The organism is Scytonema sp. PCC 10023 (genome assembly GCF_963920835.1).
Classification (GTDB): Bacteria; Cyanobacteriota; Cyanobacteriia; order Cyanobacteriales; family Nostocaceae; genus Kalymmatonema.
Genome location: NZ_CAWUDP010000025.1, coordinates 17,376 through 40,591, shown reverse-complemented (window position 1 = coordinate 40,591; position 23,216 = coordinate 17,376). Strand labels below are relative to the sequence as shown.

At 43.0% G+C, this 23,216-nt stretch carries 14 protein-coding genes and 1 pseudogene; 7 read left to right on the top strand and 8 right to left on the bottom strand.

What is annotated here, in order from left to right; all coding sequences use genetic code 11:
* Positions 1 to 79: 79 nt before the first annotated feature.
* Together ACM0OZ_RS16865 and ACM0OZ_RS16860 are read right to left on the bottom strand one after the other, a co-directional pair.
* Positions 80 to 2,299, bottom strand: coding sequence for a GumC family protein (locus ACM0OZ_RS16865; protein WP_414583969.1), 2,220 nt, complete (start codon positions 2,297 to 2,299; stop codon positions 80 to 82).
* Positions 2,300 to 2,679: 380 nt separating this feature from the next.
* On the bottom strand, positions 2,680 to 3,129 hold the full coding sequence (locus tag ACM0OZ_RS16860) for a hypothetical protein (RefSeq protein WP_414584026.1): 450 nt from the start codon (positions 3,127 to 3,129) through the stop codon (positions 2,680 to 2,682).
* A 1,004-nt stretch (positions 3,130 to 4,133) separates the two neighbouring features.
* Between ACM0OZ_RS16860 and ACM0OZ_RS16855 the strand changes: the two genes are divergently transcribed.
* Positions 4,134 to 5,381: an RNA-guided endonuclease InsQ/TnpB family protein gene (locus ACM0OZ_RS16855; protein WP_414583968.1), complete on the top strand. Its 1,248-nt coding sequence runs from the start codon at positions 4,134 to 4,136 to the stop codon at positions 5,379 to 5,381.
* A 286-nt stretch (positions 5,382 to 5,667) separates the two neighbouring features.
* On the opposite strand, the gene aspS is transcribed toward ACM0OZ_RS16855, so the two are convergent.
* The 3 genes from aspS to ACM0OZ_RS16840 form a co-directional block, all read right to left on the bottom strand.
* Positions 5,668 to 7,455: an aspartate--tRNA ligase gene (gene aspS, locus ACM0OZ_RS16850; RefSeq protein ID WP_414583967.1), complete on the bottom strand. Its 1,788-nt coding sequence runs from the start codon at positions 7,453 to 7,455 to the stop codon at positions 5,668 to 5,670.
* Positions 7,456 to 7,636: 181 nt separating this feature from the next.
* Positions 7,637 to 8,038 (bottom strand): hypothetical protein, encoded by a 402-nt coding sequence (locus ACM0OZ_RS16845; protein ID WP_414583966.1) that lies wholly within the window; start codon positions 8,036 to 8,038, stop codon positions 7,637 to 7,639.
* Positions 8,039 to 8,232: 194 nt separating this feature from the next.
* Entirely contained in the window at positions 8,233 to 9,123 is an 891-nt protein-coding gene (locus ACM0OZ_RS16840; RefSeq protein ID WP_414583965.1) for a zinc metalloprotease HtpX, read from the bottom strand.
* 1,199 nt (positions 9,124 to 10,322) lie between these two features.
* Between ACM0OZ_RS16840 and ACM0OZ_RS16835 the strand changes: the two genes are divergently transcribed.
* On the top strand, positions 10,323 to 11,174 hold the full coding sequence (locus ACM0OZ_RS16835) for a hypothetical protein (RefSeq protein ID WP_414583964.1): 852 nt from the start codon (positions 10,323 to 10,325) through the stop codon (positions 11,172 to 11,174).
* 438 nt (positions 11,175 to 11,612) lie between these two features.
* Here ACM0OZ_RS16835 and ACM0OZ_RS16830 read toward each other — a convergent pair whose 3' ends face one another.
* Complete coding sequence (locus ACM0OZ_RS16830; protein ID WP_414584032.1) at positions 11,613 to 11,768, bottom strand: hypothetical protein; 156 nt, start codon at positions 11,766 to 11,768, stop codon at positions 11,613 to 11,615.
* On the opposite strand from ACM0OZ_RS16830, the pseudogene ACM0OZ_RS16825 reads away from it, so the two are divergent.
* From ACM0OZ_RS16825 to ACM0OZ_RS16815, 3 genes and pseudogenes are all read left to right on the top strand, one after another.
* A pseudogene (locus tag ACM0OZ_RS16825) lies at positions 11,732 to 11,947 on the top strand (DUF190 domain-containing protein). The gene ACM0OZ_RS16830 and the pseudogene ACM0OZ_RS16825 sit on opposite strands and share 37 nt — an antisense overlap.
* A gap of 301 nt (positions 11,948 to 12,248) precedes the next feature.
* Positions 12,249 to 13,433: an AbrB family transcriptional regulator gene (locus ACM0OZ_RS16820; protein ID WP_414583963.1), complete on the top strand. Its 1,185-nt coding sequence runs from the start codon at positions 12,249 to 12,251 to the stop codon at positions 13,431 to 13,433.
* Between the two features lie 178 nt (positions 13,434 to 13,611).
* Complete coding sequence (locus tag ACM0OZ_RS16815; protein ID WP_414583962.1) at positions 13,612 to 14,427, top strand: DUF1838 domain-containing protein; 816 nt, start codon at positions 13,612 to 13,614, stop codon at positions 14,425 to 14,427.
* 568 nt (positions 14,428 to 14,995) lie between these two features.
* Here ACM0OZ_RS16815 and ACM0OZ_RS16810 read toward each other — a convergent pair.
* Positions 14,996 to 15,601 carry a YdcF family protein gene (locus ACM0OZ_RS16810; protein ID WP_414583961.1) on the bottom strand — a complete coding sequence of 202 codons (606 nt, stop codon included), beginning with the start codon at positions 15,599 to 15,601 and terminating at the stop codon, positions 14,996 to 14,998.
* Between the two features lie 53 nt (positions 15,602 to 15,654).
* On the bottom strand, positions 15,655 to 16,686 hold the full coding sequence (locus ACM0OZ_RS16805; protein ID WP_414583960.1) for a VOC family protein: 1,032 nt from the start codon (positions 16,684 to 16,686) through the stop codon (positions 15,655 to 15,657).
* A 771-nt stretch (positions 16,687 to 17,457) separates the two neighbouring features.
* On the opposite strand from ACM0OZ_RS16805, the gene ACM0OZ_RS16800 reads away from it, so the two are divergent.
* A complete protein-coding gene (locus tag ACM0OZ_RS16800; RefSeq protein WP_414583959.1) occupies positions 17,458 to 19,365 on the top strand; it encodes a response regulator in 1,908 nt (635 codons plus the stop codon).
* A gap of 363 nt (positions 19,366 to 19,728) precedes the next feature.
* A complete protein-coding gene (locus ACM0OZ_RS16795) occupies positions 19,729 to 22,971 on the top strand; it encodes a PAS domain S-box protein (RefSeq protein WP_414583957.1) in 3,243 nt (1,080 codons plus the stop codon).
* Positions 22,972 to 23,216: the final 245 nt, after the last annotated feature.

Genomic DNA, 23,216 nt, shown 5'->3' with positions numbered 1-23,216 from the left:
TTTGCCTAAATTGGATTAGTTCAATCCAAAATCTAAAATCCAAAATCCAAAATCTAAAATCTAAAATCTAAAATTTGGTTTACCGCTCTTCTTTAATTTTTGATGGAGCTACTTTATCTGGTACAGAATTGGGCAACATCAAATCATGCTCTAGATATGCTTTCGTGTAGTAGAAGTTGCTGTTAGGCTCTTGTTTGACATTCACACCGTTAATCACCATACCCAAAATGTTTTGACTTGACTGAGCCAAAAACTCTTTAGCAGCGATCGCACTCTCCACTGTAATGACGCCAGGACGAACTACCAGTAAGATACCGTCAGCTAGCTTGCCTAAAACAGCAGCGTCTGCCGTTCCCGATAAGCTGGGGGTATCAAAAATTACGAAATCAAATTCCTTTGCAAAGGAGGTGACTAATGCAGCCATCCGCTTGGAATCCAATAGTGCAACTGGATTAGGGGGTAAGACTCCAGAGGGAAGAACGTATAGGTTGGGCATGACTTGCTCTATCGCTCTTTCAATAGAAACGTGGTCAACAATGACATTCGACAGACCAAGCCCAGTCGTCATGTTCCAGACATGATGCTGGACTGGATGACGCATATCAGCATCTACTAGCAGCACCCGACGCCCCACTTGAGCTATTGCGACAGCTAAATTTGAAGCTATTTCAGACTTTCCCTCACGAGACACGGAACTGGTAACCACAATCGTTTGTATTTCCTTATCCGAACTTAAAAATTTCAAGTTGGCTTGCAGCATTTGGTACGCCTCACCAACAGGAAACTGGGGAATGTCTCTGCCAATCACTCTGGGAATTGGTTGCTTTATACCTTTGACGGAATAACTCTTTTTGCCACTGCTACTTACAGAAGGAATAATGCCCAACAGGGGGTATTTGAAAAGTTCTTTGGCTTCTTTAAGCGTTTTAATCGAGCGGTCAATCAAATCTAAACTGAAGGCAGTAATGATACCAAGTATGCCACCGACAACGACTCCACCCCCAATCATCAGAGCTTTTCTTTGACCTGCAGGTTTATCTGGTACCAATGCTCGGGAGACGACACGAGCATTTCCAATATTTTGGTTTTCTGCTACCTGGATTTCTTGCAGTCTCGTCAAGAGTGTTTCGTAAGTTGTTTGAGCCGCTTTCAGCTTCCGCTCAAGCTGACGTTGCGTCTGTTCTAGCTTGGGCAAGACATTTGCTCGTTCTTTGTAGCTAGACCGCTTTTCGGACAGTGTCATGATTTGTTTGACTAAACCGACGCGTTCTGCCTCAGTGCGAGCATAATCTTCAAGTAACTTTTGTCTCAGTTGTCCTGTCTGTAAATTCCCTACAGGGATTTGCTGATTGTTGCCAACCACCTGGTTGCTCCGCTCCTTTAGTAATGTATTGAGAGCAGCAACTCTTTCTTCCAAGTCTATGATGCTTGGATGTCCGGGCTGAAAACGGGTTCGCGCAAGTGCAAGCTGGCTTTGCGCTTCCTGGAGTTGAGTGAGCACTTGTTGAATTCCTTCGGTTTGACTTAATGCAGCAAAGGTCACAGCTTGCTGCGAATCGACTTTCGCCTGAGTCTGTAACTTCTGTAATCGAGCGTTGGCATCTGCTAGTAGAGTTTGGGCTTGAGAAATTTGGTCGTCTAAAGTGGCAATTGCATTAACTGATGCAGTTGCTTCTTCTTGCAGTGAGATGATTCTATTCTCCTCTTTGAACTTACGCAGGGCTAACTCTGCTCGCCTTACAGCTGCCTCTGTTGCAGGTAATTGTTGCAGAATAAACTTGCGGGCTGAGACTGCATCAGCGCGATTCGCTTCTATGTTATTCTTGATATAAGCCTGCATTACCTTATTGACAACTTTTGCAGCCAGTTCGGCATTTTTGTCAGAGTAGGAAATTTGCAGGACTTCAGTTCCTTTTGCACCTTCTACTTTAATATTTTTGGTCAAGTCCTCAATTTTGATGCGTTTGCCTTCGTCGTCTCTAAGGTCAAGTTCCTCAATTGTTTCTTCAATAACCGGAACAGATACAACTATCTCTGCCTGAGTATCTAACGGATCGCCTGTCATAGCCAAAGGCTCAAGCCGTCCTATACCTTCCCCCAAACCCGTTAGTGAGGGGGTACGATTGGTCTTAATCAATACACTTCCCTCTGCCTTATATGAGGGTTTCAATGAGAATCCCAACAAGGATGCAAAGGCAACAACTACAGCAAAAACCCCTGTTGCAGGTAGCCAGCGTCGTTGCAGAACAAGTAAGTGTTTTTGAAAATCTATCTCTTCAAAGTTTGGTATAGGTTCCATAATGGCAAATTTTAATCGTAATGATATCAAGTCTGCTTAATTACTTATAATTCCTCCTTGACCACCTTTTGAATTCAAAATTCACGCATTCGCTCGTTCAAAATTTAAGAAAAAGATTTTGAATTGACAGTTGGGATCTTGCCCCTGGATGCGCGACATGGAAAACAAAAAAGCGCAGCATCCTTGTTTCAAGCCCCTGGATGCGCGCCATGGGGTATTAATGCGTGAATTCTGAATTTTGAATTTTGAATTGTTTTGACCTCACCCCAACCCTCTGGGCGATTTCGGAGAGGGGAAGGAAGGCTCTTGAGGTTCTTCGTTTTTTATAAGTGTTCATTCGGACATGATATGATGCATTGAATTGCGACTGCCTTTAACGCTTAACCTCCAAACAAGAAATACTTGTTGCCTTGAGAGCCAACCATCCTTGCATTCCTACGAGTAAACTCGCCTACGGAAGGATTTCCCTTGGGGTCAATTACCCCAATCGCTTGTTGCCAATGTTCTACGGATGCTACTGACACCTCATAGCTACAACCCTCTTTGTGAGAAGCTTTGCTAACGTGCTTTTGGACGTGATACCACTTCGTTTCTTGGCACTGTTCGCACCAGAATGCTTCCAACCATTCATCTTCTAAGGAAACTGCGGTCTTAGCCGCTAGCAACATTAAGGCATTCTGTCGGCTGACTCCCCGTTGCTGGAGTTGTCCGGGGCGATCGGCAAACAATGTATACTTTTGACTCACACTCTGGAGATAGCATCCATCAATTGGGCAGTAGATAGCCCGTCGCTTTGAACGTTTTCGATTTCGGTCACACCTTCTCTGCAATCCGACCTCCCTCATTGGTAAACAAACTACACACAACAAGAAGGTTACGTTGGAGGGACTGAGATCAAAAAGACCATCGAAGCCCAACTCCGCTCGTCAACAATCAGCTATTTAATTGCAGTCCAATATACAGTCAGCCTTAGATAGTCTGAAAATCAATACACTACTAGTGTTTAAAGGATTTCCAACCTCAGGCTTAACAGTAGCTCAAACTTAATTTTTCAACTTAACTGAACCTACAAGAGGATACTATTTGTGCAGAACACCCAGCGGCTAATCGATCGCACCCCAATCACAGCGACTGCAAACAATCAATACTTTTGACTCACACTATCGATGTAGCGTGATTAACTCGACAGTAGTCGGTTACACCTTCTGTGCAATTTGATTTTTATTATTGGTAGACACGTCACACACAATAAGAAGGTGATGTAGAATACAGCAATTTTACGTAGACTATGACAGCCTAACTACTAAACAATAATATCATGTTTGTTTGAATACCGATAGTAGGAATACTAATAAAAATAATTGACGAAATTGCTTTTCAGTTAGTGGAGATAAATATACAGACTAAAATCATTGATTCATCTATCACAGGCAGGATAAGCCCCCCAGCCAGAAGAACTATATTGAATGCAAATGCAAACGGCAATATTGATTACTATGAGGACTCAAAGGCGGAAGCCCACCAGTTACACTTTATTAAGTAGGTAGGCGGGAATAAACAAACCTATATAACAATTTGTAAAATATGACAAAAAGCTTGTTTTAAAAGGCTCCAACCATCTTTACAAAACTTAACGTAGCTCGCTTTAACCTAGCGCCGTAATTCCCCATCCGCCTGTGCGGTGGGGATGTAAGGCGGGTGACAAGGAGATACACCCCAGATAACAATGGCTTTTAGTTATTGTTATCTGGGGTGTTCGACTTGTCACCAATCTCTTATCATATATAGCGTTACCATCTCGACAAACTTGTGGTAACAGAAGCGTATGTTGACAATGAATTACACATATCGCATTTACCCAGACCTTCACCAATCGGCGCTGATGCTTGATTGGCTTGAAACGTCGCGCAAAGTTTATAACCGTGCGCTGCGTGAATTGAAGGACTGGATAAACTCGCGATCTGGTATGGTGGATCGGTGTTCTATCGAGCGGGAATACATTATTCCTGCCGATGTGCCGTTTCCGTCCTATCATCGTCAACAGAACGATTTACCAAAACTCAAAGAGTCGTGGACAGATCTTAAGAATGTCCACTCTCAAGTATTGCAAACAACGATTCGCCGCTTGCACGATACTTGGGAGGCGTTTCAAGAACGGGGACATGGATTTCCACGATTCAAGAAGTTTGGACAGTTCAAGTCTTTTGTGTATCCACAGTTTCGAGAGAACCCCATCGTTGGCAATTGCATCAACTTGTCTAAGATTGGTAGTATTCCGATTAGCATGAGTCGCCCAATTCCTGACGGATTCAAGGTAAAACAGGTTCGGGTTCAAAACAAGGCGCGTGGAACGCAATGGTATGTGGTTGTTTCGATTCAGTCCGATGTGTCCGTTCCCGACGTTCCGCTGCACGGTAGAGCTATTGGGATTGACCTTGGGCTGGAACGATTTGCAACGGTGTCCGATGGCAGCTTTTTTGAACGTCCCAAGTTTCTTAAGTCTCAACATCGCAAGCTGAAATTGCTGCAACGTCGAGCGGCTAGAAAACAGAAACGTTCTGCCAATTGGGAAAAAGCTCAAATCAAAGTAGCCAGATTGCACGATCACATTGCCGAAACTCGTAAAGACTTCCATTTCAAAACCGCTCACAAGCTTTGTGACCAGGCAGAAACCATCTTTGCAGAAGATCTCAACGCAGTTGGACTTAATCGCGGGATGCTTCGCAAAGATTGTATTGATGCTTCGTTTGGTCAGTTTTTGAGTTTATTAGAATGGGTGTGCTGGAAGCGTGGTGCATTTTTTATGCGCGTCAACCCTAACGGTACATCCCAAACCTGTCCACATTGCGGTGCAACGGTGCGGAAGCTCCTCGATGTGAGGGAGCATCAGTGCCCTGAATGTGGATATCAGACTCATCGAGATCATGCGGCGGCCCAGATGGTGCTATTGCGTGGACTGAATGTAGTACCCGTGGACAATCGGGGAACGGAAACTGCCTGTGCAGGCGTACTACCGGGGTCGGAAACGGCTAGGCAAGTGCCGAAATCCCGTAAGGGAGCAACCAGGAAAACCAAGAAGTGATTCTTTGGAATCCCCGTCCCTCTATAGGGCGGGGAGGATGTCAATAACGCCTACTTACTTACTCGAAAAAGTTTCAGCAGAGTACGGTTCTTGCGCAAGGTGGGAGGAGCCAGCAAATGGGCGTTGCTCTTGTGAAATGCTACAATCTAAAATTTAGAAGACAACATTCTGCCTTTGTGGCGAACGGGGTGTGCCACTTAACCCAAGCAATTAGGATAAGCAACGCGAAATCTTCGCGCCAATCCCCCTCCTTCTAGGAGGGGGAGTGTCAAGAATGAGTCCTTAACTACGACTTTGGCTTGTAGGTTGAAGCAACATGCAACTCTTTAAGCTGCTTCGCGTCCACTTGCGAAGGCGCATCTGTTAACAAACAACGTGCTTGTTGCGTCTTCGGAAAAGCAATGACATCCCGAATTGATTCTTCCCCAGCTAGCAACATCACTAAGCGATCCAAACCGTAGGCAATACCACCGTGAGGCGGTGTGCCATATTCAAACGCCTCCAACAGAAAGCCAAATTTATTGTGCGCTTCCTCAGGAGAAAAGCCAATTGTCTCAAACACTTGTTGTTGTAGTTCTGGTTGATAAATCCGCAGACTACCGCCGCCAACTTCAAACCCATTAAACACTAAATCGTAAGCTTGCGCTCTTGCAGTTTTCAAGTCGCTCAAATCATCGGGATTAGGTGCTGTAAATGGGTGGTGCAAGGCTTCTAAGCGATTTTCCTGTGCGTTCCATTCAAACATTGGGAAATCTGTCACCCAGAGTAAGTTGATTTTTTCTGGATCGATTAACCCGAATTCTCTGGCGACAACTTGCCGCAACCTATCTAAAGTTTTATTAACAGTAGCTGCGTCACCAGCCCCAAATAGCAGCAAATGACCAGGTTTTGCATCTGTACGGCGCAAAATTTCCTGTTTTTGTTCTGCGGTGAGGTTGTCTTTAATCGCGCCAATGGTGTCAATTTCACCATCATCTCTAACTCTGATGTAAGCTAAACCTTTGGCACCGGCTTCGCTGGCTTCTTTGAATAAGTCGCCGCCTGGTTTGATACGCACGTTAGAAATGAGATCGTTCCCGTTGGGAATCGGAAGAATTTTGACAATACCACCATTGGCAACGGCTTCGCGAAAGACTTTGAAACCAGAGTCTTTAAGGACATCCGAGACATTGACGAGTTCTAAACCATAACGTGTATCTGGTTTATCACTGCCATAGCGTTCCATCGCCTGGGCGTAGGTGAGACGCGGAAAGGGAAGCTGTATTTCAATGCCCTTTACTGTCTTGAAGATATAAGAAACTAACTTTTCGTTGAGTTCGATAATTTCTTCTTGGGACATGAAGCTCATTTCCATGTCCAACTGAGTAAACTCTGGTTGTCTGTCGGCGCGTAAGTCTTCATCACGAAAGCAATGCGCAATTTGATAGTATCTGTCAAAACCTGATACCATCAGCAACTGTTTGAATAGCTGCGGTGATTGCGGCAAGGCAAACCACTCGCCAGGGTTGACGCGGCTGGGTAAAATGTAATCCCGCGCACCTTCGGGAGTGGAACGGGTGAGGACGGGGGTTTCGATTTCCATGAAACCTTCCACGTCTTCTAGGTAACGGCGCATAGCTTTAACGACTTGATGACGCAGCTGCATATTATGTGCCATGCGATCGCGCCGCAAATCTAAATAACGATACTTCAGCCGCAAATCTTCCCGCACTTGATCCGAGTCAGCGGTGGAAACTTGGAATGGTAACTGTTTGCGGACTGAGTTGAGGAGTTTAATTTTATCGGCGTAAATTTCAACTTCGCCTGTAGGTATGCGGGGGTTGAGGGATTCTTCCGGACGTTGCGTCACTCTACCAGTGATTTCAACAACGTATTCATTTCGTAGGGTATTTGCCAATTCGTAGGAATCAGGAGTACGCTGCGGATCGCTGACGATTTGGACGATGCCATTGCGATCGCGTAAATCTATAAATATCACACCCCCATGATCGCGGCGACGGTCTACCCATCCGTACAAGGTGACAGTTTCTCCAATGTGTTCTTTTCGGAGTTCGCCGCAATAGTAAGTTCGCATAAGTGTTAATTCTTAATAACCGAGCTAGAGAATCCAAGTCAATGTTAGAGCTTTTTCATTATCTAGCATCATTTGTAATTCTAGTCATTCCACCTCAAGAAATCTCATGCAAAAACGCAAAAATGTAGAGACGCGCAATTGCATGTCTCTACAGCATGGCATTTGTTTTGTGGGTGAAACATTAACGTTGAGGGCGAGGAGCATTGAAAGCATCCCATGCAGCTTTAGCAGCAGCTTGGAAGCGATCGCCTACTTCTGCTATTTCTTTGAACAGCAAGTGCCAGTTTTTCTCGGCTTCCTGCTGGAGGACTGCAAACGCGTGTTCAATGCGATCGCGCTCAATCAGTTTGTCGCCTTCCAGGGCTTCCCGTGCTTGACGTACTGCATTCAAATAAGTTTCACGCGTGAGAGTCCCTGCTGATTCTGCCTCAGATTGAGCACGTCTTCTAATCGCCTCAATCAGTGCTTTGGTTTCATCCTTCACTTCATCGGTTTCGCCTGCCATCTCAGTTTCCACCATTTCATTGGTTTGAGGGCTGACATGTACGACGACTAAGTTTTCGTTATCTGCATTGTAAGTCATGGTTAGGCTCCTTTATGCAATACTGTAGTTGTCTTTGATAGCTGCACCCTGTAGGGATTGGGGATTGGGGATTAGGGATAGTCAACAGTGAACAGTGAACAGTGAACAGTACCAGCATGGTACTTGATAACTGAAAACTGGTAACTGATAACTGATAACTGTCGCCAGTCCCCAGTCCCTATTCCCCAGTCCCTTTATCGCCTAAATGAAAACTCTGATGTTCTAGACAGTTGTTCTTGTTCTAACTTTAGCAATGCCTCAACTCGTGCTTCAGTAGAAGGGTGGCTAGAGAACAAGCTGCCGAGGAACTGTCCGGAGAACGCATTTGTAATCAACAGTGGCTCAAAGGCTGGGTTGGCTTGCAGAGGCAGTTGCCTTGCTGTCGCTTCTAAACGTTGCAGCGCACGGGCTAAGGCGCGAGGATTACCAGTCAATTTCGCAGAACCTGCATCTGCAGAAAATTCCCGCGTGCGAGAAATTGCCAGTTGAATCACTGTTGCAGCAATTGGGGCAAGGAATATTGTTAACAGCATCCCCAAAGGATTTGGACCGTTGTTACGGTCATCCCGTGAGTATGGAGTATACCAAACGCTGTAGCTAACGATTTGGGCTAAAAACGATATAGCACCAGCAATTGTTGCCGCAACAGCTTGTGTTAAGGTGTCACGGTTGGCAACGTGGGTGAGTTCGTGGGCGATGACGCCTTCGAGTTCGTCTTCTGGTAATAAATTTAATATACCTTCTGTTACTGCGACAGCAGCGTGTTCTGGATCACGTCCTGTTGCAAAAGCGTTGGCGGCTGGGCTGGGAACGATGTAAATTTGAGGCATCGGCAGATTGGCGCGTGCGCACAATCTTTGCACCATCTGATACAGCCCTGGTGCTTCCTGCGGTGATACTGGCTGGGCACGGTATGCCGCCAGCGCAATTTTATCCGATTGATACCAAGAAAATAAGTTTGTCACTGCTGCTATGACAATTCCCATAATAATACCACTGGTTCCGCCAATCACCCAGTAGCTGATGGCAATCAAAATTGCACTTAATAAAGCTAGTAATGCAGCTGTTTTGATTTGATTTCTCATGTTTTTGCTCTCCTTGTAATGCTGTACTGATTCTGTAATTTGCTTATAGCAACAGCATTACTTAAGCCGCAATTTCATTGTATCGACCCAACCACAGATCTACCAGGTAGAAATTGCGCTCCAATTGAGTACGGTTTTCCCACTCAAGTGTTGACATTTTATTTCAAAATGCAACTTCAATTTCAATTTTTGGTATTTACCAATACAATTTAAAATTTCAATAATTTTACTTATTCATATACCTTATTTAACAAAATAGCCATTCGACATGATTTCTAAGATGTTCATTCAAAGCTGTCTTTTGCCATTACTAATAATTCATGGCTGCTAGACAAATGATGAGTATAACCAGCATCCCTACACTTGAAAATGTATATGTTTATGAAATAAAAACAACTGTCTTAAGTAGTAAATTTTAATCTTTTATAGTATGAACTTTGTTTCTGGCTATAAATTAAATCCTCGCATATTCCTACAGTTGTTTAACTAAACATCCTCCGGACATGGGCAGAGCCAAAATACAAAAAATTCTGTCCTAAACAAAATTTTTAGTAAAATTACAAAAATCAGTAAAAAAGGTTTATTTGTGGATATTCCCTATAGTATTTCGTGAGTCAATTTGTTAAGAAGGCAGAAGTACGAAGGCAGAAGGCAGAAGGCGTCCCCACGAATGAATTCGGGGGATTTAATAAAGTTGCTACGCGTTTATTTTTCTCCATAAATAAATTCAGGGGCTTTAAACCTTATGGCAGAGAACAGAGGACTTATTTTTGTATCAAAGCTTACCTTCTTTCCTTCTGCCCTCTGCCCTCTGCCCTCTGCCTTTCTTCGGTAAATAAGCAAAAAATTGAGTATTTTTTTCCAAAAACAAAAAAATAGAAGTATTCTCCTAAAAAAAGGCTAAAACTTATCTCTCTTTTTCTTCCTAAAATGTAGAAAATTTTCTGGTAGTAGTTTATACTTAGAAATTAATCAATTATTGCTGCGTGATATTTATGACAACTAGGCTAGTATAGCTAGTTACAAGGTTGAATGACTAGGTTGAGAAGTGTATTTGCTTGGGATAACAGCATTCTAAGCATGAAAGAAGGAACTATTGGCATATAAGTCATATTTTTGACTGCTCTAGACAATAACCCAAATATGGGCTAAGCCCTGGGAATCGAATGGATCAGTCATTACCTCCGAGGACAAGTCTAATGGCGCAAAACATAAACAAAGTAGGAGTTGTGCAGAAGTCTATCAAGATTTTGCAGGACTTTGCAGTATTTATCATCAGCCCTTGGTTAAATAGAGCATCTGTCCAATCTCTGCAAAAACGAGTCGATTCTCTGGAACGGCATTTTTATCAAGGTTTACCAAACACAGAACAACGTCTGGAGTTACTTATTCGGCAGTTACAACACCAGTTCAACATTCTGCAAGATAGTACAAAAAATCGGTTAGACAGGTTATTAGAGTACGAATTGCGTCAGCAAGTGCTGGACGTGCTGAAGGAGCAGACAGATATCATTATTGAGAACATCAAACCAAGTGTTGAAAATTTAATCCGCGAGCTAGAGGATAATAAGCGTTCAGAGGGGAAAGCAAGCCTTGCAGATGTTCAAGGCAAACACCACAAACTCCAACAATCTCTAGCACAGATCCAACAGCTCACTACCTCACTGCCAAGCTTAGACGGACAATCACCAGCTTGTCTAGAAGCAGGATTTTGGCTACTAGCTCATCGAGAAGAATTAGCACAAGAAGTAGCAGATGAGTTATTGGGTTCGCAACATCCCCAAAGAGAAGTATTTCGTCATAACCTTGGTAGATATTTAAAGCTGCTTGGAAGCTGTTTGGAAAATGGAATTGAAGCCCGTTTACTTTATCAAGGAATCATCACTCACCATCAGCCGTCAGTTGAGACATATGTGAAAGCATTCAAGTTAATTCAAGATAAGTACATAAGCTATTGGGAAAATTCAGCGCAAGTCTCAACTGAAGCAGCTGTGGAGTTGAGAGCGTACTTTAACTATTTAATCGATTATTTGGTGAAAGTTTTACTGTGAACTACCCACACCAAACTGAGTACAGTTATGGTGTGAGCTTCTGGCACATTCTTATATCAGTTATCAGTTATCAGTTATCAGTTTCATCCTTTGCATGTTTAAGTCCCCCACCAAGAGCACCAGAGAGCGTTGGTGTCAGTACAACCACACCAGCCCGAGAAAGCGTCACTCCTGGTCACTGTTCACTGTTCACTGTTCACTGTTCACTGTTCACTGTTTTAAGGCTTACCAAAAAAGTACTCAGAACTCACAACTCAGTAGTCAGAATTTTGAAGCAATATTTGAGTATATAGCAATCCGGTTTTATTTTTGAAAAGATTTCAGTATCTTTCGGGTAATGCTCACCAAAACCCAGACATAACCCAATACGTGCAATACTGGAAATGAGCAGCATTTAGTTAGGCGCAGCCATAGCTAGATTGTGGAGGTTGATAATTGTTATGGCAGTCTGGAAACAACTGACAATCTACATCGGGAAATCGGATCGTTGGTATCATCAACCGTTGTAGGCAGCTTTAATTGGACTTGCCCGAAAACGGGGAATTGCTGGTGCAACGGTGACGCAAGCGATCGCAGGGTTTGGCAAACAAACAACTTGTCACACCTCTCAATGATGGGAGTTGTCCTCTGACGTACCGATAGTAGTGACAATGATTGACCGCGAAGAAGCACTTGCAGAACTTTTACCCCAAGTCAGAGAAATGGTCAGAGATGGATTAGTCACTATCCAAAATGTAGAAGTTCTTCATCATGCTCCTGTTATGTACCATTAGATACAGTAGATTACAAGTCAATGAAGTAGAGTACTCTTGTCTAAAAGCCAGACACAGAGGAAATTTTACTGCAAGATTGTACTTGAAACCCGCACGGCACGCACGCAGCGAGAGTATCAGAATGTTAACCGTTGACGGTTCACAGTTAACAGTTAACAGTTAACAGTTGACAACTGCGTTCTGTGTTCTGCGTTCTAAAGTTTTATATTTACTTAAGATTTACGTCAATGAGTCGCTGCGTATTTTGTGCGATCGCGCTAGCTTGGGGTAAATCGTAAATTAATTTAAAAAACGCGAATTGATGAATCACACCTTAAGCGTAGCGACTCCCAAACAAGTTAGTACTCAAGAGCAAGTCATTGTTGCCAAGCAAATATCTGTCAAGCCATTGATTGTCTTAGGGTGGGAAATACTTCTAGCCTTACCCCTAGGTTTAATCTTGACAAGGTTCCAGATTGGAGGAATTGCTTGGATATTTGGCGGTCTTATCTCTGGTACAGTGGTGCTTCAGACGTATCGGGTTTGGGGTGGCTATACTCCCAAACCTAACCGAACTGCCAGAAAGACAGGAATGGCACTTGTTGGGCTGAATGTCGGCTTTTCTATTGCCCACGCGGATCTAGCTAATGTTGCTTCTTGTTTTCCTGTTTTTGCTCTTCTTACCTTTTTCCTGTTGCTGTGTGGTACTCTGATTGGCTATATTTACTCACGCTTAAGCAAAACGAATTTCTTAACGGCAATGTTGGCTACAGTTCCTGGCGGTGTAGGAATGATGTCAGCGATCGCCGCAGACTACAACAGAAATGTTACCCTTGTAGCACTCGTACAAGCGATTCGCGTGACGAGCGTAGTTTTTCTCATTCCCCTAGTTGCTAAAGTCTTATCCGGTCATCAAGTTTACCCACAAGCACTTCCCATTAAAACTGTCTTATTCAGTCTCGACCCATCCCAATTAGGATTCCTATTATTGGCATTGCTATTTGGCTCCTTAGGAGTATATCTTGCTGTATTACTCAAAATTCCGGCTGGTGAATTTTTCGGTGCAATAGTTGCCGGGATCGCGTTTAATCCCTTGCTGGATTGGCTGCCTTTTATAGGTGATATTAACTTTACCTTGCCGCCTTTAGTCAACATAGTAGGTCAAATGCTTCTGGGAATTACCATCGGTGAGTATTGGGGTGACAAACCCACTTTTGGGAAAAGGAGTATAGCCTACGCCTTGATGTCTGTAGGAATGACCCTTGTTGCAGGGGGACTCGCCACCATCCTTGCTATGGAATTAACTTCCTGGGACTGGTTAACGTGTTTGTTAGTAACAGCACCCGGAGGTTCAGCAGAAATGATTTTAGTTGCCTTAACATTGCATCATAATGTTGAAATTGTAACAGGAGGTCATTTGGTGCGACTGATCGCGATTAACAGTTCCCTGCCAATATGGGTATATTTATTTCGCCGTCTTGACAATCAACTAGAAGAACCTACCTAGGGATGGGGTCAAATCAACGTGCGATAAATTGTTCTGTGTTTATCTGCGTGCATCTGCGGTTCCAAATAGCCCTAAACCGCATTTTTGACCGAAATCTAGTGTAAATTGGTAGCTGCTGCTAAATTACCCCTGGTTCAAAAGGTATTTTTCCCTCACTCACAAACCAAGGATGCTGTAGATGGTCGCACAAATCAAAGAATTTGATGCCCAGCACTGGGTGAAAACTCGTTCATCCCTAGACCCCAACGAATCAACCTTTCTCGTCTGGAAAGGCAATATTTACGCTTTTGTCCCAGGTGAAAAGAAAAAACTCTTATTTAAAATTGTCGGCATGAGCGTCAGTAGGTGTATTCCTACAGGAGAGGGGAGCTGGGATTTTACCTCTAGGGAACTGACTTATTACCTCAGCCCAGAAACAAGTGAAATTTTGCACAAGTGGGATAATCCTTGGACAGGAGAAACAGTCCCAGTGGTACACGTCGCCAATAATCCTGTGCAGGGTCATTTTAAAAGCAAGTTTCCCGCACCTGTAGAAGGAGACAGTACAACCTTCGTGTTTGATATATTTCCCACTTATCCCAATCCTTTGGGGGAAAATCCCAAGTTTGCAGAATATAGCCCACACAGCATTTATCAAGCGGCAGAGTTGTTTAAATTAACAGTTCCAACCGCAGATTTATTCAACTCTGAACTCAAGAGTGTGACTGAACTCAAGCTGAGTTGGGATAGAATTGGTCAATGGCTTCCTTGGATGAAGATGGGCGCACGCCTCGGTCATCTGATCTACAGTGCTTATGGAAGCAAAGTGAATGGCTTTAGCGAGTTGCCGCAATTGCTGCAAGATGAAATCAATACCCGCGTTCCTTTGTACAAGAATGCACCTAAATCGTTTCTTGATGTGGAAGATATGACTTCTTGGCTTTACTTCCAACAGCACTTTGATGCTTATTTAGCCGGTGAAACTTTTCCGCTACCAGAAGCGGAGGAGATTTAGTTTTCTCATTAAGCCTCTTGGAAAAGTCAAGAGTTAACTCTGAAGCTGTTCCACAATAAGCTTGCATTATCTGGGCAGGCTTTCCGGCCCACTCCACAAGAATTTGAAAAGAACTCAGAATTGCCTTGTTCCCAGTCTCTGGCTGGGAATACCATTGCGAGGCTCTGCCTGCCTTATACCAATTCACTTTTTGGTTGAAACATATAATATCAAGTCCGGCAAATTACCCATAATAAAACTTATATGTAGTTTGGACTTGAGTCCTTGTTTTCGTCCAAGAGGACTCTTGTCCTCACTACAAACTTAGTAAGGTTATTTAATCGGACATGATATAACCCCTCCTAACCTCCCCAAGGCATCGGGGAGGTGCCGCAGGCGGTGGGGTGCATTTGTATCAAAAATTTAGTGAAATGGTATTACTTGCGGCAGAGCCGCTTCAAGGGCATTTCCAGGTGGAACCTGGAAACAAGATTTTAGAAGGGTTTTGGCTTAAATTGACACCAATGGCAAGATGCCCACTCCACAAGAATTTGAAAAGAACTTAGAATTCAGAGTTCTGAGTTCTGAGTCAGTACTTTAACACGAGGTAGACAAAGTAAAAATATGTCTCTCGCATCAGAAAATCAAACTGGCTTTTGAAACTGCGGTAGCGAGTGGTGGGTGTAGGGGATGGATAGGCATCCATTCCCAAGTCTTGTGCCATTAACACGGCTCGCTTAAGATGCAGGGGGTCGCTGACAATGAGAAACTTGGAGAAACGGTACTTAGAAGCCACCTTCTGAGCATACTCTAGGTTTTGGTGAGTTGTGTGCGATTCTGTTTCGATGAGAATATTGCCTGGTTTTACCCCCCGCGCCATTGCGTAACGTTTGCCCACAACGGCTTCAGCGAGATGATCGTTTTTGCCAACGCCACCTGTGAAAATAATGTTGCGGACAATTCCTTTTTTGTAAAGGTTTATTGCGTGGTTAATTCTTTCTCTGAAAACTGGAGATGGTTCCTCTCCCCAAACTGCTGCTCCCAAAACTATTGCAGCATCAGCTTTGACAATACGGTTAGCGCTGCCGTAAAAGTATATTCTGAATGCTGTGATTGCGACTACCAGTAGGAGTGCAGACACAATCCCAAGTACAACCAAAGCTAGCCATTGTGTTTTAGTTTGGTAACTGGGCATTGTTAATATCTCCCAATGTAAATTTACAACACTTCATCTCCGTTTTAACAACTTTACACAGCTTCTAACAACGTCCAAAAGTAGCCATCTGGTGCAACGAAGGAGAAACTCAGCTCTCCAAACTCGTTGGCAACTATGTTTGTATACTTCTGCACAGGACTTGCTTTAATGCGATCGCAGTACAGATCTAGTCCTCGTACCCGGTAAGTGTAAAGACAAACTCCCAAGCAACCTGGTTGCGCGGCTTCAAACTGGGAATTTAACTTGATAAAATCAGGAAAGCGAATGATGTAAAGTCTACCGGAACGGGCAGCAAACACGTTTGTTGTTGAAGATCTGGGGTCATCAAAGGCGGTAAGAGAAAACTTTTCCCCTGGTTGGAGGTCAAAAATCTCTCGACCTGCTAAGGAAGATTCGTAGCTTGTTTCTACATCGTCACGTACCCGCAGCAAACCCAAAACTTCGTCATAAAACTTTAGAGTTTCTTTGCTGTCATCCTGAATGACCATGCCCATATGAGTAAACTGGCTGGTTTTGAGGGTACAATTTTTGTTGATGTTTCCGTAATGTGGCAGAGTATAACCAAACCTCTGAAAGAAAACCTGTCGCGTCAAGGGTTGCAACAAAGCCATTTCTCGCACCCCGATCACTGGTTCGATAAAAGGACGGCTTTTCTTGTCCTTGTTGTAAATAATTTCCCAGTGAGGGTATGTATATTTAATCGCCCAACCGGCTGTTTTAGCCTCTTCTACATGATTTAAGATGCTTAACACATCATCCGTTAAGCTCGTTGCCCAGCGATTTCCCTTCACTTTCATCGACCCCATCCCTAATCCCTCATTAGTAGGGTTTTGCCAAATCATCAGACGAAGCAAACCATGATCTGTATACTGGTGGTAAAGGCGAATCGAACGTAAAGATGAATTAACTCCATATAATTGGTAAGCTGCGGCTTGTGATAATTCACCTACTTGACCAACGCGGTAGCCAAATAGTTCCCAATACTGAATGGCAGAAATTGGCTCTTTAACCCCAATACACACTTCGTAGATGCCTTCAATAGCCGTTTGTTGCCCCTGATTCATAGTTAGTTATTACATATTGTTCAAGTGCTTTTTTAGCAGTGTTCAGTTATCAGTTAGTTTCTGTCACTAAGGATTTTTGGAATTTCTCCACAAATCAATTTATTAGCTTAATATTGATTTTACAAATGTAAATGCAAATGATAATTATAACTGTTTACTGTTACTCAATATTTTTATATTTTATTAATAGAAAAAAATTTACAAAACATAACCGCAAACCGCAGACAAGTATATTATAATACTTACAAACAGTATAAATGAGTGTTTATCTTTACTAAGTAAGAAGTAAGTAGTTGTAACAATTTAAGCTTGGCAACTACGATTTTTAACATTCTTTTTTTTTCATTGTCATAGTGTTTATAGATTTTTGACCAATTTTGGAAACTATGAGCTTAATCTTGGATAGATTTTAAAAAAATTTCTACTATTCTAGATATACTGGATTTCTGGTAGCCAATAGTCAACTTCTTGTACTTTACGACTAGTTCAAGAACTTGGCACTTAGAGATATTCAGGGTGACTCTCTATACAAATACAACTTAAAAGTGTGTTCTCATTAGATGTATAAAGATATTACCTTGTGCTCTTCAAGTGGGGGCAAAATTGCAGCGCGCATATTTAGAATGAAAAAATGTAGGGATCAACCACTGCTGCCGGATATTTGAGCATAACACAGGCTGCTCTCGTTTTGGCAGTACCACTATCCTACTTATCAAGAATTTATAAAATCAATACAGCAGGCATGAATGTCTCAAAAGGGGAGAATTTTAGATGAAAATTCTTTTGGTAGAAGATGATGAGTTTAATGCTTTATTGCTTGAAAAAGCACTCAAGGCATACAACTACCAGATTGAGACTGCAAAAGATGGTCAAACTGGGCTGGAGTTGGCAAAAATGTTTGAATATGACCTGCTTTTGCTAGATGTGATGCTTCCTAAGATGGATGGCATTAACCTTTGTCGGCAACTGCGTCTAGAGGGTTATCATATGCCCATTCTGATGCTGACTGCAAATAATACTACCAGCCTTCGCGTTACAGGTATGGAGGCGGGTGCTGATGATTACATAACCAAGCCTATTGACCTGTCAGAGTTAGTAGCTCGGATGAAAGCCTTACTGCGGCGGGCAAAGGTGATATTACCTACAATATTGAGTTGGGAAAACTTGTCTCTAGACACCAACACAAGAGTTGTTACCTATAACGGCGAGAGTTTGCACCTCACCCCCAAAGAGCATAGTTTATTAGAGCTTTTCTTGCGAAATCCTGGCAGAATATTCACTCGCAGTGCTTTGCTCGACAGCGTTTGGTTATCCTCTGAATCTTCTGGAGAGGAAGCTGTGACAACCCAAATTAAAGGTTTGCGGCAAAAGTTAAAAGCAGTGGGAATGACCCAAGATTTGATTGAGACACTTTACGGATTGGGTTATCGGCTCCGAAAACATGAAAAAGACACTATTAGACAAGACTCAAACAAGCACAATAGGCGCAGATCTTTATCATCTTCTGAGCTTTCGCAAAAGCGCAAAGCCGAAGCAGAAGTTATAGTTCTTGTCAAAAAGATGTGGGAAGAGTTTAAAGGGAGCCGTCTACAGGAACAGTTGCAGTTATTTGAACAAGTGCTAGCACACTTATCCACTGGAAACCCAGACAGCTATCTGATGCAGCAAGCACAGACAGAGGCTCACCGCTTGGCTGGTACTTTAGGCTGTTACGGCTTTCATGAAGGTTCAAAACTAGCACGCCAAATCGAAGTCGTGCTGCAAAGTTTAACAAGTTGGCAGCAGTACCCAGTTTGGCAGTTGGAGAGATTGGAGAAATTAATAACATCACTGCAAAACATATTGCAGCAGTCATCTCAAGCTGCTACCCTTGCAACCTCTAAACTACCATTGCCGCGACTGCTGATCATTGATAATGATACTATTCTAACAGAACGAATCAAATTAGATGCCGCAGCTTGGGGCTTACAGGTAGAGATAGCTACAGACTTGACCACGGCAAAAAGCGTACTTGCCTCATACTCTCCCAATGTGATTTTACTAGACTTGACTTTTTCCAACTCACAGGAAAATGGTTTAAACTTCCTATCAGAAATTACCCAGAATCATCCTAAAATACCTGTTATAATTTTTACCGCTACCCATCAATTTCGTTGTCGGGTAGAAGCTGCTCGTCTCGGGGCACATACCTTTTTCCACAAAACTACGCCTGTGGATGAAGTGCTTTCTGTTGTCAGGAAATCACTGAATCAGTCTGTTGCTACTGATGAAGCTAAAATTATGGTTGTAGATGATGACCCCGTTGTGCTAAATCATGTGAAATCGTTGCTTTTACCTTTGGGATTTCAAGTCACTACACTGCAACAGCCTCAACATTTTTGGAAGGAATTAGAAACTTTTAGCCCCGAATTACTGATTTTAGACATTGAGATGCCAAATTTTAATGGCATTGAACTATGCCAAGTAGTCCGCACTGACAGCCGTTGGAATCATTTACCCGTGCTGTTTCTCTCTGTCCATTCCGATGCAAAAATAGTGCGTCAAGTGTACGCGGTAGGAGCTGATGATTATCTGCGTAAGCCAATAGTGGAACAAGAACTGATAACCCGTGTTCTTAATAGGCTAGAACGGACACAACAAAAGACAACAATTACAAAAATTAGAAGGATTACAGATTAAATAACGTGCAATTTATCTGGTTAAGATTGAGTGAATAAGACAAGGGAGATGAATAGACATGGGGACGCGGAAAGTTTTGAATGATATAGTAGTTTTCTGTTAGGTGAGTATTGCTCACTTTTGTAAGCAATGCTGACCCGACAGATTTGTGGTTTCATCATAGAATCAGCGGTGTAAATAATTAAACGGATTTGATATTACAGGTAAAAACGGCTCAATTGTAAGGTGTTAAAAATGATTTTATAATTTGAGAAAAATTGCGTAATAAATAGTTTGCATTCACAACATATAATAAGCTTTCAGTTAGTAGCTTTAACAAAAGTAAAATAAATTGATTAATTAAAGTAAATTATAGTAATTATTATGTGTAAAGTTAATGAAAGAAGCAAGATTAGTCAGCACCTGAGCATGGCTTTGGAAGCCGCGAAAATGGTGATTTGGGAATGGGATTTGCTCACTAATTGTGTGGTTTGGTCAAGCAGTCAAGAAGAATTATTTGGGTTGGCACCTGGAAGTTTTCCAGAAACTTACGAATCTGCTATAGCTCGTGTTCATCCAAGTGACCTAGAAGCTGCGACTTTATGTTTGAATCAGGCACGTGTTGAGCGGCATGATTATCATCAAGAACTACGGATTTTTGGGTCTGATGGTAGTATCCACTGGATTGAGGCAAAGGGAAGATTTTTTTATAACGATGAAGGTCAAGCGGTGCGGATGCTGGGAACTGTAATGGAGATTAGCGATCGCAAAGCCAGAGAAGAACAACTGCGTCTGTTGCAATCTGTCGTCGTTCATACAAATGACGGAGTAATAATTAGCGAGGCAAACCCCACTGACCCTATGGCTTCCCCGATTGTCTACGCCAACCCTGCTTTTACCCAAATGACAGGTTATACCTTAGAGGAAGTCTTGGGCAAGACATCGCGTATTCTCCAAGGTGAAAAAACTGACCCAGCAACTTTAGATAAAATTCGTACAGCACGGCAAAGTGGTCAACCAGTGCAGGTTGAAGGGATTAACTATACCAAAGACGGCAGAGAATTTTGGGTTGAAGTTAATATTTTCCCGATAGAGGATGAAAGCAATCAGGTGACTCATTGGGTATCAGTGGGGCGGGACATCACTGAGCGTAAGCAGACAGAAGCTGCTTTGAAAGAAAGCGAGGAGCGGTTTCGCCAAATAGCAGAGAATATCCAAGATGTTTTCTGGATATTAGATCCTCAAAAGCGCGAAATAGTTTATATTAGCCCTGTCTATGAAAGAATTTGGGGGCGCAAGTGTGAAAGTTTGTATGCCACTCGAATGGATTGGATGAATAGCATACATCCTGATGACACCGAAAGAGTGCAAGCGATTCTTGGTGATAAAGTACACACAGAACTGTTTGAGCATGAGTATCGTATCGTGCGTCCAGATGGAACAGTGCGTTGGATTCGAGACCGAGGGTTTCCGGTTAAGGATGAGCTCGGACAACTCCAGCGTATAACAGGGATAGCAGAGGACATCACAGAGCAGAAGCTCTCAGAAGTTGCTTTGAGAGAAAGCGAGGAGCGATTTCGCCACCTTGCAGAGAACATCGAAGATGTTTTTTGGATATCAGACCCCACAAAGCCCCAGTTGCTCTACATCAGCCCAGCATACGAAAAAATTTGGGGGCGTTCCATAGAAAGCTTATACGCCAGTAACATAAACTTTATTAATAGTACCCATCCGGATGACCGGGAAGCAGTGCTAGCGACTTTTGTTGAAAAATCACATTTAGAAGTGTTTGAGCATGAGTATCGCATTGTGCGCCCAGATGGAACGGTGCGGTGGATTCGAGACCGAGGATTTCCGGTTAAGGATGAAGGGCAAGTCAAGTACATTACAGGAATAGCACAAGATATCACAGAACGTAAACTTGCCGAAGCTGCCCTACAGCAACTTAATGAGGAGTTAGAAATCCGAATTAAACAGCGGACTGTTGAGTTAGAACGCTCTCAACTCATTTTGGAACAGCAGCTCAGACGAGAGCAGTTAATCAAAAGGCTCACGCAACAAATACGCCAGTCCCTCGACTTGGAAATAATCCTTAACACTGTTGTTACTGAAGTCCAAAAATTGCTGGCATCTGACCGAGTTTTAGTCCACCAAATTCAGCCAGATGGTACTGGCAGTATCGTTGCCGAAGCTGTTGTGGGAGACTGGACTAGGATTTTACACCAGAAATTTCCCGAAGAGATTTTCCCCGAACGATCCCAAAAACGGGATCTCGAAGGACAGATTTACACCCTTACCAATCGTGATAACGAGGAAATATTACCCTGTTTTGCGGACTTTTTAGCAAAAATTCAAGTTAGGGCAGAACTGGTGGTTCCCATTATCCAACAAGACACGGTTTGGGGACTGCTGATTGTCCACGAGTGCAGTGAACCAAGAGAATGGCAAACTTGGGAAATAGATTTGCTCAAGCAATTAAGTAGCCAAGTGGCGATCGCCATTCAACAATCAGAACTTTATCAGCAACTTAAGGAAGAACTACGCGATCGCCAACGGGCAGAAGTCGCATTGCGGCAAAGCGAAGCCTTGTTTCGTTCTCTAACGGAGTTTGCACCCGTGGGCATTTTCAGATGTGATGCTCAGGGGCAAATTATCTATACTAATCCTCACTGTCAGGCAATTTTTGGCTATACCTTTGAGGAAGGTTTGGGGTATGGCTGGATGCAATTTCTTCACCCAGAGGATTTAGAAACTATTATGCCCCAATGGGCTGCAGCAGTGGCAGCAAAGCAGGGATACCGCAGTGAAATTCGTTGTATCCACAAGGACAAAACTATCCGGTTTGGTCGAACTATGTCAGTTCCCATCTTTTGCGAGTCTGGTGAACTTACAGGTTATGTTGGCATAGTAGAAGATATCACGGAAAGTCGGGCAATTGAGAAAATGAAAAAAGAATTTATCTCGATTGTCAGCCATGAACTACGAACCCCTCTGACTGCAATTCGCGGTTCTTTGGGATTACTCGCCGCTGGCGTACTCAAAGACCAACCGGACACTGCAAAACAAATGTTAGAAATCGCCGCCAAGGACACAGAACGTTTGGTACGTTTGGTGAATGATATTCTCGACTTAGAGCGCTTGGAAGCGAACAAAGTCTTTTTCGTAAAGCAATGGTGCGATGCTACGACATTAATGCATCAGTCTCTAAAAACCGTGCAATTTCTAGCGGTAGAAAACAAGATTACGCTTTGTGTTGTGCCTTCTTCGGTGCAAGTATGGGCAGATTCAGACCGGATGATTCAAACTCTTGTTAATTTGCTAAGCAACGCAATTAAATTTTCGCCGACCGAGAGTACAGTAACGCTGAGTGTCCAAGCGCTGCCAGACCACGTTTTATTTAAAATTCAAGATCAAGGACGAGGCATTCCCCATGACCAGCTAAAAACTATTTTTAGACGCTTTCAACAAGTCGATGCGAGTGACTCCCGCCAAAAAGGAGGAACAGGTTTGGGTTTAGCTATCTGCCGTAGTATAGTACAACAGCATGGCGGCAGAATTTGGGCTGAGAGTGTGTTAGGACTCGGTACTGTTTTCTATTTTACTCTACCTCAACCGCTTGAGAGCTAAGGCTGTTGAGAACCGTAGGTGTTGCAGAATCAAAATTTATGTACGAATAGACACATAATTATAAGCAATAATAGCTACAAAACCCTGATTATTTTCTTATTTTTTTTATTTATCTTTAATACTGCGCTGAATCGCTTATACTTACTTAGTTAGAAAAAAATCATTATGTCCATGGGTTAGCTGCCCTTACGGGGCTATAGCATTTCTAGGTAATTACAGAATTTGCGCTCAAAAGCTTGTGAAAA